Source organism: uncultured Megasphaera sp. (assembly GCF_900539295.1).
GTDB lineage: Bacteria > Bacillota > Negativicutes > Veillonellales > Megasphaeraceae > Megasphaera.
Window position 1 is genome coordinate 48,656 of record NZ_UQBH01000002.1, and the last position, 15,980, is coordinate 64,635.

16 protein-coding genes are annotated in these 15,980 nt (G+C 50.9%); 14 read left to right on the forward strand and 2 right to left on the reverse strand.

Going from position 1 to position 15,980, the window contains the following annotated elements:
- Nucleotides 1–75 precede the first annotated feature (75 nt).
- The 3 genes from QZQ46_RS00930 to QZQ46_RS00940 all read left to right on the forward strand — a co-directional run bounded on the left by QZQ46_RS00930 (nt 76) and on the right by QZQ46_RS00940 (nt 3,065).
- On the forward strand, nt 76–1,455 hold the full coding sequence (locus tag QZQ46_RS00930; protein ID WP_296826087.1) for a hypothetical protein: 1,380 nt from the start codon (nt 76–78) through the stop codon (nt 1,453–1,455).
- Nucleotides 1,456–1,576: 121 nt separating this feature from the next.
- Nucleotides 1,577–2,044 carry a BREX-3 system P-loop-containing protein BrxF gene (gene brxF / locus QZQ46_RS00935; RefSeq protein WP_296826088.1) on the forward strand — a complete coding sequence of 156 codons (468 nt, stop codon included), beginning with the start codon at nt 1,577–1,579 and terminating at the stop codon, nt 2,042–2,044.
- Between the two features lie 190 nt (nt 2,045–2,234).
- Nucleotides 2,235–3,065 carry an undecaprenyl-diphosphate phosphatase gene (locus QZQ46_RS00940; protein ID WP_296826089.1) on the forward strand — a complete coding sequence of 277 codons (831 nt, stop codon included), beginning with the start codon at nt 2,235–2,237 and terminating at the stop codon, nt 3,063–3,065.
- 82 nt (nt 3,066–3,147) lie between these two features.
- Here the strand turns inward: QZQ46_RS00940 and QZQ46_RS00945 are convergent, their stop codons facing one another.
- Nucleotides 3,148–3,609 (reverse strand): hypothetical protein, encoded by a 462-nt coding sequence (locus QZQ46_RS00945; RefSeq protein WP_296826090.1) that lies wholly within the window; start codon nt 3,607–3,609, stop codon nt 3,148–3,150.
- 118 nt (nt 3,610–3,727) lie between these two features.
- Between QZQ46_RS00945 and QZQ46_RS00950 the strand changes: the two genes are divergently transcribed.
- The 7 genes from QZQ46_RS00950 (at nt 3,728) to QZQ46_RS00980 (ending at nt 9,656) form a co-directional block, all read left to right on the forward strand.
- On the forward strand, nt 3,728–4,285 hold the full coding sequence (locus QZQ46_RS00950; protein WP_296826091.1) for a DUF805 domain-containing protein: 558 nt from the start codon (nt 3,728–3,730) through the stop codon (nt 4,283–4,285).
- A 177-nt stretch (nt 4,286–4,462) separates the two neighbouring features.
- Nucleotides 4,463–5,302, forward strand: a complete 840-nt coding sequence (locus QZQ46_RS00955) for an energy-coupling factor transporter ATPase (protein WP_296826092.1) — start codon at nt 4,463–4,465, stop codon at nt 5,300–5,302.
- Complete coding sequence (locus QZQ46_RS00960; protein WP_296826093.1) at nt 5,287–6,159, forward strand: energy-coupling factor transporter ATPase; 873 nt, start codon at nt 5,287–5,289, stop codon at nt 6,157–6,159. Before QZQ46_RS00955 ends, QZQ46_RS00960 begins: the two co-directional genes overlap by 16 nt.
- A complete protein-coding gene (locus QZQ46_RS00965) occupies nt 6,149–6,946 on the forward strand; it encodes an energy-coupling factor transporter transmembrane protein EcfT (protein ID WP_296826094.1) in 798 nt (265 codons plus the stop codon). Before QZQ46_RS00960 ends, QZQ46_RS00965 begins: the two co-directional genes overlap by 11 nt.
- The gene (gene truA / locus QZQ46_RS00970; RefSeq protein WP_296826095.1) at nt 6,946–7,728 is read left to right on the forward strand and encodes a tRNA pseudouridine(38-40) synthase TruA; all 783 of its coding nucleotides are present in this window, start codon (nt 6,946–6,948) and stop codon (nt 7,726–7,728) included. The genes QZQ46_RS00965 and truA overlap by 1 nt, the downstream gene beginning before the upstream one ends.
- 116 nt (nt 7,729–7,844) lie before the next feature.
- Nucleotides 7,845–8,909 (forward strand): anthranilate phosphoribosyltransferase, encoded by a 1,065-nt coding sequence (trpD, locus tag QZQ46_RS00975; protein ID WP_296826096.1) that lies wholly within the window; start codon nt 7,845–7,847, stop codon nt 8,907–8,909.
- A 45-nt stretch (nt 8,910–8,954) separates the two neighbouring features.
- Complete coding sequence (locus QZQ46_RS00980) at nt 8,955–9,656, forward strand: TVP38/TMEM64 family protein (RefSeq protein WP_296826097.1); 702 nt, start codon at nt 8,955–8,957, stop codon at nt 9,654–9,656.
- Nucleotides 9,657–9,828: 172 nt separating this feature from the next.
- Here the strand turns inward: QZQ46_RS00980 and QZQ46_RS00985 are convergent, their stop codons facing one another.
- Complete coding sequence (locus QZQ46_RS00985; RefSeq protein WP_296826098.1) at nt 9,829–10,377, reverse strand: NADH peroxidase; 549 nt, start codon at nt 10,375–10,377, stop codon at nt 9,829–9,831.
- A gap of 293 nt (nt 10,378–10,670) precedes the next feature.
- On the opposite strand from QZQ46_RS00985, the gene QZQ46_RS00990 reads away from it, so the two are divergent.
- The 4 genes from QZQ46_RS00990 (at nt 10,671) to QZQ46_RS01005 (ending at nt 15,872) form a co-directional block, all read left to right on the forward strand.
- Nucleotides 10,671–11,843: a hypothetical protein gene (locus tag QZQ46_RS00990; RefSeq protein WP_296826099.1), complete on the forward strand. Its 1,173-nt coding sequence runs from the start codon at nt 10,671–10,673 to the stop codon at nt 11,841–11,843.
- Nucleotides 11,836–13,338, forward strand: a complete 1,503-nt coding sequence (locus QZQ46_RS00995) for a hypothetical protein (protein ID WP_296826100.1) — start codon at nt 11,836–11,838, stop codon at nt 13,336–13,338. The genes QZQ46_RS00990 and QZQ46_RS00995 overlap by 8 nt, the downstream gene beginning before the upstream one ends.
- Before the next feature lie 153 nt (nt 13,339–13,491).
- Nucleotides 13,492–14,175 carry a response regulator transcription factor gene (locus QZQ46_RS01000; RefSeq protein ID WP_296826101.1) on the forward strand — a complete coding sequence of 228 codons (684 nt, stop codon included), beginning with the start codon at nt 13,492–13,494 and terminating at the stop codon, nt 14,173–14,175.
- The gene (locus QZQ46_RS01005; protein ID WP_296826102.1) at nt 14,172–15,872 is read left to right on the forward strand and encodes a cell wall metabolism sensor histidine kinase WalK; all 1,701 of its coding nucleotides are present in this window, start codon (nt 14,172–14,174) and stop codon (nt 15,870–15,872) included. Before QZQ46_RS01000 ends, QZQ46_RS01005 begins: the two co-directional genes overlap by 4 nt.
- The last annotated feature ends 108 nt before the right edge of the window (nt 15,873–15,980 follow it).

Below are 15,980 nucleotides of genomic sequence, written 5' to 3' on the forward strand. Positions count from 1 at the left end.
TGCCAATGTCAATGGCAAGAAAAGGGCTGTCGTATGACAGCCCTTTTTTATCACAGACTATAAAGGAGGAACGCTATGAAACGTACAGCACTAGCTGCATTGGTCTTCTCTGCTTGCCTGGCTTGGAGCTCGGCAGCAGGCGCTGTGCCCACTGAAAATGGGGGGAATTCCCTAAAAGACGAACCGGTTTCCCTGGCGGCTGCTGTGGGAGAAGAACTGCTTCTCGACAGTGCCGACGATACCGATAAAACGGTTTCGCCTGAAAAGCCGTCGAAGGCCGCTGAAGCGAAAAAAACGGCTAAAGCCGATGCTCCCAAAAAAAAGGCAGCATTCGATAAGTCCGCTCCGTCTGCTGTGGCCAATGGAAACGATAAATCCGATACGGCCGATAATCCTAAAAAAGACGACGCTAAAGACGGTAAGAAAACGGGCTATCACAACGCTGCCCCGGCCAGTGTCCACGCCCTTACCGAAGATGACCAGCGCATCTTCGATACGTTGGATACGTTAAAGATTGCCCCCTTAGAAGCCAGTGACTTTTACATTGGCAGTATCCGCAGCGGCGACAGCCCGATGAAAGTGAAGCGGATTTTCGGCAATCCCAGTAAGTACTCGAGCAGCATGCACTACACGTCGATGCAGTATGCCGGCAAGGACCTCAAACTGCGGTTTGTCGTTCGCAACAAGCTGGCCGACAGCCTGCGCTCCAGCGGCGACACGCGAAAGAGCGTCCGGCCCGGTGTCGAATCCATCTTTTTATCGACGGGGACCAATATCCTCATCGGCCGCGATATGCGCCTGAAGTATCCTATTGAAGTGCTGCTGCGCCAATTCGGCATTCCCAATTCAGTCCTGCGCGATACCGATGCCAACGTCTACTACGTCACCTATGAAAGCCCGAAAAAAGATGCCATGTACGTCTTTGCTATCGGCAACCGACGGGTGGAAAGGGTAGCCCTCATGCCTGTCCGGCCGCCGTATGTTTCCAGTGAACCGACAAAGGATCCGGCTAAATTGACGGAGAAGGACTTTACCCTCATGGGTTTTGGCCTCAATCAGCCCTTTGAAGCCAACAAGTACAATATGTGGAACAAGTTGGTAAAGCGCAACAACAGCAATTTCTGGCTCTACGGCGACTATGGCGTTGAAGTTGACCGGCGCAATATGGTTCAGAAAGTATTCCTCCTGACTAATAACGGCTATACCGGCCGCGGCGCGACGCTGGGCTATCACGTGTCGACGATTCTGGCCTTATACGGCCGTCCGGACCGCGTCGAATGGGGCCCGGATAAAGAAAAATCCGTCGATGCCTATTATTATGACAGCCCTTATCAGAAAGGCGTGTCCCTGGTCATCGTCATGCGTCACAATGAACCTTACGTCGACGATGTCATCCTGACTTCGACGCCGATTAAGAACATTCAGGATCCTATGGAGCGGTACGGCTTGAAGTAGATATGCGTACCGTTTTGGCATATGTGTAAAGAAAATACTAAAAATGCTTTACTTATATGACGAAAGTTGGGTATAATAAAATAAATAAATTAAATATCTTAAGAAAACGAAGGTGATTTTCATGGTTACAGATGCAGATGTTTTAAAACGATGGAAGTACATTGCCCAGGACGAGGAAAAACTATTGATTATCATTGGCAGTCCCGGTTCGGGTAAGAGCCAGCTCATTCGTGAACTGACGTATCAAGACGGTTGGAAAATTTGTGAAGCCCGTGAACTCTTTGATGACGAATTTTTGGAAATTCCCCGTGCTGACCGTCCGGACAAAGCCATTACCCTTGTTTCTGCAGCGATTCATCGTCTCAATGCCCGTGTTGTTATGATTGATAACGTTGAATTCATGTTTGCGCCCATCTTGAATCTCGATCCTGTTGCAATGCTGAAGAAGTTGAGCCGCGAATGCCCCATCATCGTAAGCTGGCGCGGCAGTCTGGAAGGGAATACCTTGTATTTTGAACACAATGGTGACCCGAAGTATGCCAAGTTTGTCATCGACAATCCGAATCATGTCATTTCTCTTGATGAGTAAGCTTACCCTGTAATTTAAAAAATAGTTACCTTTTCGCAATCGTTTTTTCATAAATCCCGTTTAAAATGAAGGCTGTCCACAAAGGCCGTTTGCCCTGTGGAGAGCCTTTTTTTTTGTCGGCCAGTGTGGTATACTTTTTAGTATTGCAAGGCTCTGTATATGGAGATTTGAGCGAAAAGGAGATAAAAACATGAGTGATTCTATTATTGCCATCATCTTGGGGATTGTCGAAGGCTTCACGGAATACTTGCCGGTATCTTCGACGGGCCATATGATCCTTGTCGGTGACATGTTGGGATTTACCGGTCCTCGGGCCAGCGTATTTGAAATTTTCATCCAGTTAGGTGCCATCCTGTCTGTCGTCATTATTTACAAAGAAAAGTTTACGCGGATGCTCCATCAGTACCGCTGCTGGAACCTCCTGCAGCCGAAGAACTGGTTCCGCAACGATACGGGGCTTACCCTGGCCCATATCGCAGCCGGCATCGTACCGGTCATGGGCATCGGCTATTTTGCTCATCACGCTATTAAGACCTATCTCTTTTCGCCGGGGACGGTTATCATCGGCCTCATCATCGGCGGGGTGTTTATGTTATTGGCTGAAAAGCACGGTACGAAGACGGTCTGCCATGATGTCGAAAAGATGACCATTGCCCAGTCCTTTTTAACGGGGATCTTTCAGATCCTGGCCTTATGGCCCGGCTTTTCCCGGTCCGGTTCGACCATCGCCGGCGGCCTGTTCTTAGGCCTTAGCCGAAAGGCAGCAGCTGACTTTTCCTTCATCATCGCCGTACCGGTCATGATCGTTGCCTGCTTCTACGACCTCTTAAAGAGCCTCAGCGACCTCAGCAGCAACGATTTGGTTATGATTGTCATCGGCTTTATTACGGCCTTTATCGTAGCTTATGTGTCCGTCCTGTGGTTCCTCAAGTTCATGAATAAGTCGACCTTGGCCTCCTTTGCTTACTATCGATTCGTAGTGGCCGCCATTTCCTTTATCTATTTCTTTATCCTCTTTTAATAAAAAACTGCCTCTCGTCGGAACTTTATCTTGACCGATAAAGTCTCGTGAGAGGCAGTATTTTTTTGCTTACATTAGAAGGTTAGGATCCGCTGCTCGAGAGCTGTTCGAATTCGACAATCAATTGGTCCAAGAAAGGTCCGATGGCTTCGTCATCGATGTCGGCGTTAAAGGCTTCCATCATGTTCGGGAAGAAGATGTAGAGACCCTGCATGTAAATATAGTAATAATACTGCAGGTCGTCATGACTCATGATGACCGAGGCCAGGGCGTCGTTGACGGCAAAGTTCAATTCGTAGAAGTCGAGGATTTCGTTTTTGAAGCGGTTCAAATCGAGCTCGCCCTGCTGGTAATCTTCCATGAGGTGACCGCCCATTTCACTGAGGGCGTCGGCGACATCGGCGACATTATCCGGGACGGTGAGTCCTTCGTCTTCCATGATGTGCGTCAGCGTGTGGAGCGACGTGATCAGGGATTCGCAGAAAAAATTGAAGGTCAGGGCTCCTTCTGAACCCTTTAGATTGGTGAAAACAGTAGATTCCATGAATGCCTCCTTGAAGGTAATTTTTTTTATTATACCATATTTTAGGAGAAATGAATTGAATCATGCCCCTTAATATAGTACGATAATAAGAAGAAATTCCCTATAGGAGGTAGTTTTGGTGGCTCAAAAAAATAAAAAGATCCAATTAAAGAAACGTTCCCGCCAGTCGGCCAGCATTCACCGCGGCCTGGCCATGCCTGTCGGCCCGGGCAGTGAAAACAGCCTGGTCAGCTTTCGCGATTTTGCCGATCTGAAGGCTAAATATTTTCGCTTTACCGGCCGCATTCAGCGCCGTCCCTTTTTAGTGCGAACCTTGATTTTAATGGTGGCCCAATTCATGTTTACCCTCATCCTGTACAGCAAGATCGTCGAATCGATCCTCATCGGACACCTCGATTATGCTATTATATTCGGTATTCTATTCATAGCCCTGACAATTCCTACCGTTTGGGCTCACCTGTCCTTGGGGGCACGGCGCTTTCATGACCTCAATAAACCGGGAGCTTTGTTTGCCGTTCCCTTTATCTGCTATCTGGCAAGTTATGCTTTCCCCGTTCTCGGTTTTGACACGGCAGCCTTAGCGGCTCAGTCGATTATGGCTGTGTCCTATCTGGGGCTGGCGACGGTGAAGGGGACCGATGGCGATAATGCCTATGGCCCGGAACGGGCGCGATGAAAAACAGATGACAGGTCGTGTCCTTTAAAAGAAAGAGGCGAAGAGCCCTTAAAGGCCCGTGCATGATTGACGAAGTCAGGATGCACCGGCCTTTTTATATGCATCTATGGACAGGGTCTGCTATTGCTTGTATAATGTTTAAGAATATAGACTTTTTCTTACTTGAGGAGACGTAGTATGACAATACCTATGATAAAGACGGACCGCTTGTGCCATACCTATGAAGATGAAGACGGCAAGGTGGTCTATGCCTTAAAGGACGTTTCGCTGACCGTTGAGAAGGGGGAATTCGTAGCGATTATCGGTACCAACGGTTCCGGCAAGTCGACCTTGGCCAAGCACTTTAACGTCCTGCTCACGCCGACGTCAGGCACGTGTGAAATCTGCGGGATGCGGACCGATGAAGCGGATAATATCTGGAAGATACGCCAACACGTCGGCATGGTTTTCCAAAATCCGGACAATCAAATCGTCGCCGCCGTCGTGGAAGAAGACGTGGCCTTCGGGCCGGAAAATCTCGGCATCCCCTCCGATGAAATCAAGGCCCGGGTCAGTGAGGCCTTAAAACGGGTCAACATGACGATTTATGCCAAGCACGGCCCGCATCTCTTGAGCGGCGGCCAAAAGCAGCGCATTGCCATTGCCGGCATCTTAGCCATGCACTGTGACTGCATCGTCCTCGACGAACCGACGGCCATGCTCGACCCCGTAGGGAGGAAGGAAGTCATGGATACCCTTCATCAACTCCACGACGAGGGCATTACGGTCATCATCATTACGCACTTTATGGAAGAGGCTGTCCAAGCGGATCGGGTCGTCGTCATCGACAAGGCCGAAGTCAAGATGGACGGCGTGCCGCGCGACGTCTTTTCTAAGGTCAGGGAGCTGAAAGACATGGGCCTTGACGTGCCCGTTGCCGCCGAGATTGCCGACCGGCTGCGCCAAAAAGGGGCAGACCTGCCGGACTCGATTATTACGGAAAAGGAATTGGGAGACGCATTATGTCAATTAAGTTAACGAACGTGACTCATACCTATGGCCTGGGGACGCCTTTTGAAAAGACCGCCCTCAGTGATACCAATGTGGAGATTCATGAAGGCGAATTTATCGGCATCATCGGCCATACGGGATCGGGCAAGTCGACCCTGGTCCAGATCTTAAACGGCCTCATAAAGCCTATGAGCGGATCGGTTACGGTCGATGGGACGGATATCGGGAAGAACACGAAGGAAGCCATGGCGGTTCGCCATAGAGTCGGCATGGTCTTCCAGTATCCCGAATACCAACTCTTTGAAGAAACGATTGCCCGCGACATCGCCTTTGGGCCCCGTAATTTCGGACTCAGTGAAATCGAAGTTGAGGATCGGGTCAAAGAAGCTATGGACTTTGTCGGCCTTGATTACGACACCTATGCCAACCGCTCGCCCTTTCGCCTGAGCGGCGGCCAGATGCGCCGCGTCGCCATTGCCGGCGTCATTGCCATCCATCCGTCGTACCTCATTCTCGATGAACCGTCAGCCGGTCTCGATCCCGTGGGCCGGCGGGAAATCTTTGCTGAAATCCAGCGCTGGCATAGGGAGAAGGGCGTTACGGTCATCTTAGTTTCCCATAACATGGAAGATATTTCGCAAATGGCCGATCGCCTCCTGGTCCTGTCTCAGGGCCGCATCGTCCTCGACGGCGAGCCCCTATCTATTTTTGCCGATCATCGCGATGAACTTCGCCAAGCCGGTGTGGATGTCCCGCCGGTAACCGGTGTCCTTCAATATCTGAAGGGACGAGGCCTTGATCTCGACGACCGGGTGAGAACGGTGGAACAAGGTGCTGAGGCTGTTTATAACTGCCTGAAAGGAGGGAAGGGCCATGCTCACTGATATTACGCTGGGCCAGTATTTCCCGGGGACGTCTTTCTTGCACCGCCTCGACCCGCGGGTTAAGATCATCGCCGTTATGATTTTCATCGTCGCCATCTTTTTGGCCAATTCCCTGGAGTCTTACGGCATCGTCACGGCCTTCGTAGCCTTGAATTTTGCCATTTCCCGGCTGCCGGTCCGCTTTATTTTTAAATCCCTGAAGCCCTTGTGGGTCATCATTCTCTTTACCATGGCCGTCCACGTCTTTGCCACGCCCGGTGAAGTCCTTTGGCAGTACAGCGTGCTGCACATTACCAAAGAAGGGTTGTATCAAGGGGCTTTGATGACGGCCCGCTTAGTCTTCCTCATCGTCTTTTCGTCCCTCTTGACGTATACGACGTCGCCTATCGTCTTGACCGACGGCATTGAGCATCTCTTGAACCCCTTTAAGCGCATCGGCGTTCCCGCTCATGAGCTGGCCATGATGATGACCATTGCCCTGCGCTTTATTCCGACCTTATTGGAAGAAACGGACCGCATCATGAAGGCCCAGACGGCGAGAGGGGCGAACTTTACCAGCGGCAGCCTCATCCAGCGCGGCAAGAGCATGATCCCTCTCTTGGTGCCCCTTTTTGTCAGCGCCTTCCGCAGGGCCGACGACTTGGCGACAGCTATGGAAGCCCGCTGCTACCGCGGCGGCGAAGGGCGGACGCGGATGAATGAATTGGCCTGCACTTATCGAGACGTCATCGCTATGGCGGCGGTCCTCATCGTGACGGCCGTCTTGGCGGCTATGCGGTGGCTCTGATGGCGAAGAAAAATATTTGTCTCGTCGTCGCCTATGACGGCACAGACTTTCACGGTTTTCAGCGTCAGACCAATGCGGCTTCGATTCAGGCCTGCATCGAGGAGGGCTTGTCGGCCATTTTTCGGGCGCCGATTACGATTTACGGTGCCGCCCGTACCGATGCCGGCGTCCACGCCCGAGGCCAAGTCGTCAACTTCTATGGCGAAGGCTCGATTCCGACGGAGAAGATTCCCTATGCCATGAAAGGATATTTACCGCCGGAAATTGCCGTCTTGTCGGCTCGGGAAATGGCGGAGCACTTCAGCGTCCGTCATGACAACGTAGGTAAACATTATCGGTATACCATCGACAACAACCGGATGCATGATCCCTTTGCCCTTCGCTATGCTTGGTTTATCCGCAAGCCCCTTGACCGCAAGGCCATGGAAGAGGGGGCAGCCGTCCTCTTGGGGACCCATGATTTTTCGGCCTTTGAGGGCCAGAATACGACGCCTATGAATCCCGTGAAGACCTTATATGCCATCAACTTGAATGAAAGAGGGCATCTCCTCGATATCGACGTCGTCGGCGACGGTTTTCTGTACCACATGGTGCGCAACATTGCCGGCGGTCTCGTCGATATCGGCCTTCACCGCATGACGCCGGAACGCCTCGGCGAAATCCTTGCAGGCGGCGACCGGACGAAGCTGGGGGCGACGGCACCGGCCCAGGGGCTCTGCTTAGAAAAGGTCTTTTATGATGAAAAAGAATTGAAATTGTGCATCGAATCTTTGAAAGGCTAATCATTTACGGCGATTTTGCGGCATTTCCTGCCGAGAAAAAACAAAAAAATGAAATAATATGGTATAATAAATGCGAATAGAACAATTCCGTGTTTCTTTTGCCGGAGGTGAGGCCCATGTTGACGAGTTTATTAGCTGCTATCACTAGGGGACAGGACCTTAGCGATAGGGAAACTTCTTTTGTGATGGAACAGATCATGGAGGGTGCCATGTCAGACATTCAGCTGGCAGCATTCCTCGCAGCGTTGACGACGAAGGGAGCCTCTGAACGGGAAGTCATCGCTCTGGCGCGGACGATGCGGGAATACAGCATGAATGTACCTTGCCGGGACGATGTATTCGACATCGTCGGCACTGGCGGCGGTCGTATGAAAACCTTCAACATTTCAACGACGGCCGCTTTCGTCATCGCTGCCGGTGGTGTCTGCGTGGCAAAGCACGGCAATCGGGCTAAGACGTCGCGCAGCGGGTCGGCGGATCTCCTCGAGGCTTTGGGGGCTAATATATTCCTCAGCCCTGAAAGCTGCCTTACGATGCTGAAGCGCCTGGGCCTGTGTTATTTCTATACGCGTTACTATTACTATATGATGAAGCGCATCGATGTCGTCCGTGAACAGATGGGAATCGGCACGGTCTTTGACGTCCTCCGCCCGCTGACCAATCCGGCTCATGCCGCCTACGAAATCCTCGGCGTCAGCGAAGCCCATTTGGTCAAACCCATGGCCCATGTCTTAGCAGCCCTCGGCGTCCGTCACGGCATGGTCGTCTACGGAAAGGACGGCAGCGATGAAATTTCGGCTGCGGCGCCGACGACGATTTGTGAATTTACACCGGGCTCTTTTTCAACCTATGAAGTGCGGCCCGAAGACTTTACTCTGCCCGTCGCTTCGCGGCAGGAACTGGCCGGCGGCCTTCCGAAAACCAATGCCCTCATTACGCGGCGTGTTTTTGACGGGGAAAAGGGCGGTGCCCGGACGGCGGTGCTCTTAAATGCCGGTGCCGGCCTTTATATCGGCGGCCGGGCTCCCGATTTTGCCTCCGGTGTCCGCAAAGCGGCCCGTCTCATCGACAGCGGAATGGCACGCCAGAAATTGGATGATTTCATCGTCATGAGCCACCACTTGGGAGAGGCTGAAAAAATGGAGCTCATAGCAGACAGAGACCCTGATGATATGGTATAATGAAGGGTAATGAAAATTTGATTATTACGTGAGGATCGCATTTCTATGAATGATAAATATTTAGGCTGGCTCCTTCATATCGGTGGGGGCTTATTAGTCATTTTAATGTTGTTATCGATTCAGCTCATGGCGCCTGATTTTTACTCGACCATGTATCGGTTGACTGCCAGCGGTGATTTGGATGGCTTAGCCGACTATATTGCTTCTTTCGGGTTTTATGCCGTCGGACTCAGCATCTTCCTGATCGCCTTCGTCAATGCCATCGGACTGCCGTCCATTCCCTTCCTGACGGTAAACGGCATTATCTTCGGCCTGGTTCCGGGGATTCTCATTTCCTGGGTCGGCGAAGTTATCGGGATTGAAATCAGTTTTCGTCTGACGAGGACCCTGCTCCGCAAACAGGCTCAGAAGGTTATTTCGCGGAGTAAGATGCTCGAGAAACTCGATTCATACAGCTGTATCAAGACGGTTATGATGGGGAGGGCTATTCCTTATGCGCCAAACGTCGTCGTTACGGCTTTCAGTGCTCTCAGCCATATCTCTTACCGGGATCACTTTATTGCCAACGTGCTGGGGAAGTTTCCCGCTGTTCTAGTTGAAGTCTGGCTCGGCCATGATTTGCTTCGCATTCAGGAGCATTGGGGCCGCCTCATCATTTTGGTCGCTATCGTCGCTTTCATTTACGGCATCATCTGGTGGCGTAAGCGATATATGAAAAACAAGCGCCCTTACTGCAGTAAAGAGTAGCTGATTCGCTCGGTCAGCTTGTAAATTGTATCCTATCGTAAAAAAGGCGCTGTCTTATGGAGACAGCGCCTTTTTGGCAGGGGATGAGCAGGTTTTCCTCATTTTTTTGAGAGGGCGATAAAAAAGGAACTGCCGCATAGCGACAGTTCCTTTTAGAATCCGGTCAAAGGGATTATTTTGCGAAATAACGAGCCAGGAGGCCATCGAATACGCGGCCGTGGCGAGCTTCGTCTTTAGCCATTTCATGGACCGTATCGTGGATAGCGTCGAGGTTGAGCTGTTTAGCAAGAGTAGCCAATTCTTTTTTACCAGCGCAGGCACCCTGTTCAGCAGCAGCGCGCATTTCGAGGTTTTTCTTGGTATCCGGCGTAACGACTTCGCCGAGGAGTTCAGCAAACTTAGCTGCGTGTTCAGCTTCTTCAAAGGCGATGCGTTTGTAAGCTTCAGCAACTTCCGGATAACCTTCGCGGTCAGCGACGCGGCTCATAGCGAGGTACATGCCGACTTCGGTGCATTCACCGGTGAAGTTGAGGTGGAGGCCTTCGATAATGCGTTCGTCAACGCCTTCAGCAACGCCTACGCGATGTTCATCAGCATATTCTTTAACGCCGGCGACGAGTTCCGTGAATTTTTCTTTCGGAGCGCCGCACTGAGGACACTTTTCCGGAGCTTCCGTACCTTCATAAACAAAACCGCAGATGCCGCATACAAATTTTTTCATCATTCATTCCTCCTGATATTGATTCGTGTATTTTTTTGATTTATGCAATCGTAACGAATAGAACTTATTTGTTACGGAATTATTATAACAAAGGGACAGGGTGAAAGCAAGAATAATTTGTAAATAATTTTAATTGATAAGGATTATTGATTAAAATTATGAAGGCCGGGCCATAGAGAAAAAGCCTTTTATTGCATTTTATACATCAGTCTTATATAATAAGGATAGTATCCATAAAACAGAGAACGATGCCGTTCGTATATAGATGTAAATTTCGATATGGAGGTACGCCTATGTGGAATAAAAAGGCTTCCTGCATCTTAGCAGTCATGGCCCTCTTCGGTACTATGACGGTCGGTGCAGCAGATTACACGGTTTTGGAAAAGGCCGATAAAGTGGAAACGACGATTTACGGGACGACTCAGACGGGCTCCTTGAACGAACGAATTGCAGCGGTTGATAAACTGCTCAACGGGCAGTCTACCGTTTCCGGCAGTTTACAGGATAAGACTAATTCGTTATATAAAGATGTATATGGCAATTCCGGTTCCGATTTATCCCTCTTGACGGCGGTAAACCTCTTGCAGTGGCAGTATTCCGGCCAGATTACGGATGAACCGATTTTAGTCCGTGTCGAAGCGATGGAACAGGATATTGACGGCAAGGTTATGAGCGGCTCCTTAGAAGGGCGCGTCATGGCCCTTCGCCGGTCCCTCTTGGGCAAAACCAAGTATGTGTCTCAGCGGGTCATCATTCCGGCCAATACCCTGGTCACCATGACCAACCTCGACGAACTGAACTCGAAGACGATTCAGGAGGGCGACGTCGTTCGCTTTACTATTGCCGATGACGTCCTCGTCGGCGACGTCATTGCCATTCCCCGCGGCATGGAAGTAAACGGGACTGTTACCAAGGCGCGTAAATCAGGACGCTTTGGTAAAGACGGTAAAATCGAAATCCAGTATGACCACGTCCGCGCCGCTGACGGTTCCCCCGTTACCTTGACCGTAGGCGATCGGACCAAGGATCAATACAAACGGACGGCCGGTGCCGTCGGTGCTTCCGCAGCCGGGGCCGTCATTTTAGGCCCTGTCGGCTTAGTCGGCGGCCTCTTCGTTCACGGTAACGAAGTCGATATCCCGGCAGGAACGACGATGTACGCCGAAACGAAGGAAAATACGGAAGTCGTCGGCTTTAAAGAAAATGGCGTCATGGACGACATGGAAACGGCCGATATGGCTGCCAGCGGCGTAACTGTTCCATCTTTTAATCCCGTCAGTGACAGCGATGTCGCTGACGATACCGGTGATGCGGAACAGGAAAGTCAGAGCAGCGAAGGCGATTTGCAGGCCGGCCTGAAAGCCGGGACGGTAACGCCTGTCGATTTGGAAAATACCGGTCACGATGACGAAACGGAAACGGTCGTCAAGATTCAATCGAATACAGCAGGTGACGCGAATGAATAAAACATGGACAGCGGCAATGGTCGCTGCCTTGCTCCCGCTGACCCTTTCCATCAGGGCAGCCGGTACGGATCAACTTTATACGGATAAGACCATGACCGTTCCCGTAACGGAAAAGACGGTCATCCCCATCGACTTGGATCAGGCCTCGGCTGCACAGGATGTCGTCCTGCCTCAGCAGCCTACCCATATGACCGCTGATTCTCTGTTGGTCCGCAATTCCGACGGCTATGTAAAGAGCCGGGGCAACGTCGATATTCAACAGGGGATGGATGAAGTCCATGCCAACTATGTCGAAGGAAACACCAATACCGGCATCTATCATACGACAGGCCCCGTTGTCTATGTCAACGAGACCAATGCCTTGACGGGCCGCGACGTTACCTACAACAGTAAAAACAGCAGCATGAACATGGATAAGATCGAAGGCTTTATCGGGCCCATGACCTATATCCGCGGCACCGATGCCGAAATGTACGACAATATCGGCTATGTAAAGCACGGCCTCATTACGACGCCTCACGCAGTAGCGGAAACGCCGGACTACTATATTACCGGTGACGATATCCGCATCTATCCGGGTGAAAAGTTTACTGCTGAAAATACGGCCTTGTGGTTTAAACACGTTCGCTTGTTTACCTACGGCCACTACGAAGGCCGCCTCGACGGCAAGCGGAATTCAAGACCTTACTTGTTTACCCTGCTGCCCCGTCCGACCTATAACAGCGACGACGGTTTCGGCGTCAGAGGCTATGCCGATATACCCCTCAATGAATCGGGTGATCTGAGCTTCTATGCCAGCTATTCCTTAGGCAGCAAGATTGGATTCAAACCGGCAGCCCGGATTCAAAAGAATACCAAGTACGGGACCTTCCGCTTCGGTTACAGCAAAGAAGAAAGTACCGATAATGATGACAACATCTGGGCTACGAAGTGGCCGGAACTCGAGTACTTTGCACCTCGCATCAACCTCGGCTCGACGGGAATATACATCGACTCCAGAGCCAGCTGGGGCCGCTGGGCCGAAGACGGCGTCAAGACCGGCACTCATAAGGGGTTCCGGACGGAAATCACCCATGTGCCCATTCCGCTGTGGTCAAAGGCAAACCTCAGGTTCTTTGCAGGCTATCGCAAGGACTGGTACTCGACCAACGATGCCCAGCGCCGCGATCCTTATTCGGGGGTCATCCTCAACCAGGGCATCAACGACCACCTGTGGACCAGTTTCTGGTATAAGAAGCACAATGTCAGCGGCTATACGCCGTATCGTTTCGATACACTGGACAAACCGCGGCAGAAAGGGTTTTCCGTCGGATATGTCTTGACCCCGCGGGATACGGTCATCTTCTCCTTGGCTCAGAATCTCGATAACAATGATATTGCAACCCGCAATTATACGTGGGTCCGCGACCTTCACTCTTTTATCGCCATCATTACCTACAAGCAGGTCGAAAAAGAGTGGCAAGTTAAGGTGCAGGCTAAGGACTTTGACTTGTAAGATATTGAAGTAAAAAGCTATAGAGGGGGACTGTCCGATGAAGGCAGTCCCTTTATTTGTAGTTTTACGGTAATTTTACAGCCGATTTTCTCGCGATTAGGTTATAATAAATATAAAATAGCCTTATAGTATTTATGAAAGGAATGTGTTCCTATGCCTTTGATTTACTGTGTGGAAGATGATGAAAATATCCGTGAGCTCGTCGGTTATGCCCTGCGCAGTCAGGATTTCGAAGTAGAGACCTTTGCTGACAGTCGGGAGTTTTGGCCGGCCTTAGAAAATAGGATGCCTGCGCTCCTCTTGCTGGATATCATGATGCCCGGTGAAAGCGGCAACGATATTCTCGACAAGCTGCATAAATCACCGCAGTACAAGTCGCTGCCGGTCATCATGCTGACGGCCAAGACCAGCGAATACGATATCGTTAAGGGCCTTGACAGCGGTGCCGATGATTACGTCTGCAAACCTTTTGGAATCGTCGAACTCATTTCACGTATCCGCGCCGTCCTGCGCCGGTCGACGCGGCAGAGTACGGAAACCAATGTTTACACCTACGGTTTGGTGACCTTGGACCAAGAAAAGCACACTGTCTCCGTCGACGGCAAGCCCTGTCATCTGACGGTCAAGGAATTTGAACTCCTGCGCTACTTATTAGTCAATACGGACATCGTCCTCAAGCGTGAACAGATCATGGAAGCCGTTTGGGGCTTTACCTATGAAGGTGAAAGCCGGACCATCGATATGCATATCAAGAGTCTGCGTCAGAAGCTCGGTGACGGCGGCAAGATCATCCATACCGTCCGCGGCGTAGGCTATGTCATCGGAGGCGGCCTATGAAGCGTAAGGTCTATGTCAGCCTGCTGGTCATGGGGCTGGCCTGTATGGCCGTCACGCTGCTTATATCGACTTGGTTTTTTTGGAACTCTACACAACGCCAGATTCAGCAGGAATTAGAAATGACGATGAACGTCGTCGAGACGACGATTGAAGAAGGTAATGATACGACGCTGTACTTGCAGAAAATGGGCTTTCATAATAATGACGGCCTGCGTATCACTTGGATCAGTACGTACGGCGTCGTCCTCTTTGAATCAGATTATGATAAGGGCGTTATGGAAAATCATTTAGAACGTCCTGAAGTAAGAGCGGCTATTGCCAATGGGGAAGGCATGGCTGTCCGCGATTCACAAACCGTTTCCAAAGCCCTGTATTACTATGCCAAGCGATTGCCTGACGGGACTATTTTGAGGGTCAGTCTGGAACGGGATACCTTTTACGCCCATTTCCTGAACCTCCTTCCCTGGACGCTGCTCCTCTTGGGTCTGTCGGCCCTGGCCTGCGTTAGAGCGTCGCGGATTCTGACGGCGAGTCTCCTCAGCCCTCTGCGCCAGACGGCGCTCTTCATTCGGCAAATCAATGACGTCAATGTCAAGATGACCGAGCCGCCGCCTGTCGATCATGAGCTGCAGCCCTTGGTCGATAAGATTTTCTTTCAAAGTCAGACCATTACCGACAACCTGCGAAGTTTGGAGCAGCAGCGCAATATGATGCGCCTCATCATGGAAAACCTTCAAGAAGGCGTTATCCTGACCGATAAGACTTACGGCATCGTCGGTCTCAATCTCAGGGCGGCTCATTTTCTGGGAGCTGATAATACCCAGGCCCTGCTGCAGCGCAGTCTGAAAGAACTCGTTCCCGATGCGCCGTGGAGTCATTTGCAGCACTTAGAAAGGGTCTGTGAAGAAAAACTGACTCGGGCGGACCGCCTCTATCTGATGACCATACAGCCGGTCTATAAAGATGAAGATTTTTATGGGATGCTGTTTATCGTCGATGACGTGACGGAACAGGAACGGCGGGAACAGCTGCGGCGGGAATTTACGTCGAACGTATCCCATGAGTTAAAGACGCCCCTCACGTCGATCAGTGGTTTTGCCGAAGTCTTATCGACAGGTATCTGTAATAATAAAGATGATATCGTCCATTTTGGGACCCTCATTCGTAAAGAAGCCCTGCGCCTCCTGCAGATGATCGAAGAAATCATGCACCTGGCCCGCATCGAAGACGGGAAACGTCAGCTTAATATGGAAGACGTAAATCTTCGTGACCTCATCCAGGAAATTGTAGAATTCATGGAACCGGTCCTGATGGAAAAGAAGGTTACCATCCACTGTACGATGGATGATACGACGGTCCTTGCCGACCGCGGCCTGTGTCGGGAGCTCATCATGAACCTCCTCGACAATGCCGTAAAGTACAACCGTCCCGGCGGTCATGTCTACGTCGATGTCCGTCATGAAGGACACCGAGCCTTTTTGGTCGTCCGCGATACGGGTATCGGCATTCCGGAAGACAAGCAGAAACGCGTTTTCGAACGCTTTTACCGTGCCGACTCCAGCCGTTCCCAGAAAATCAAGGGCACCGGCCTCGGCCTTGCTATCGTCAAACACATTGTCGAACAGCATCACGGCACGATTGCATTGAAAAGTAAAGAAAATGAAGGAACAGAAATCACCATTACTTTCCAGGCCTGATCAGGTCTGGCAGGTAGTGGTGATTTTTTTACAATATTTTACATTGCATACATCCAAACCTTACATCCTGTTGATAGGATAAGACTGTATTCAGAATCAGGAACATCT

Coding starts and splice junctions, on each gene's coding strand:
- QZQ46_RS00930 (WP_296826087.1), top strand. CDS start 76: ATGAAACGTACAGCACTAGCTGCATTGGTCTTCTCTGCTTGCCTGGCT.
- brxF (WP_296826088.1), top strand. CDS start 1,577: ATGGTTACAGATGCAGATGTTTTAAAACGATGGAAGTACATTGCCCAG.
- QZQ46_RS00940 (WP_296826089.1), top strand. CDS start 2,235: ATGAGTGATTCTATTATTGCCATCATCTTGGGGATTGTCGAAGGCTTC.
- QZQ46_RS00945 (WP_296826090.1), bottom strand. CDS start 3,609: ATGGAATCTACTGTTTTCACCAATCTAAAGGGTTCAGAAGGAGCCCTG.
- QZQ46_RS00955 (WP_296826092.1), top strand. CDS start 4,463: ATGACAATACCTATGATAAAGACGGACCGCTTGTGCCATACCTATGAA.
- QZQ46_RS00960 (WP_296826093.1), top strand. CDS start 5,287: ATGTCAATTAAGTTAACGAACGTGACTCATACCTATGGCCTGGGGACG.
- QZQ46_RS00965 (WP_296826094.1), top strand. CDS start 6,149: ATGCTCACTGATATTACGCTGGGCCAGTATTTCCCGGGGACGTCTTTC.
- truA (WP_296826095.1), top strand. CDS start 6,946: ATGGCGAAGAAAAATATTTGTCTCGTCGTCGCCTATGACGGCACAGAC.
- trpD (WP_296826096.1), top strand. CDS start 7,845: ATGTTGACGAGTTTATTAGCTGCTATCACTAGGGGACAGGACCTTAGC.
- QZQ46_RS00980 (WP_296826097.1), top strand. CDS start 8,955: ATGAATGATAAATATTTAGGCTGGCTCCTTCATATCGGTGGGGGCTTA.
- QZQ46_RS00985 (WP_296826098.1), bottom strand. CDS start 10,377: ATGAAAAAATTTGTATGCGGCATCTGCGGTTTTGTTTATGAAGGTACG.
- QZQ46_RS00990 (WP_296826099.1), top strand. CDS start 10,671: ATGTGGAATAAAAAGGCTTCCTGCATCTTAGCAGTCATGGCCCTCTTC.
- QZQ46_RS00995 (WP_296826100.1), top strand. CDS start 11,836: ATGAATAAAACATGGACAGCGGCAATGGTCGCTGCCTTGCTCCCGCTG.
- QZQ46_RS01000 (WP_296826101.1), top strand. CDS start 13,492: ATGCCTTTGATTTACTGTGTGGAAGATGATGAAAATATCCGTGAGCTC.
- QZQ46_RS01005 (WP_296826102.1), top strand. CDS start 14,172: ATGAAGCGTAAGGTCTATGTCAGCCTGCTGGTCATGGGGCTGGCCTGT.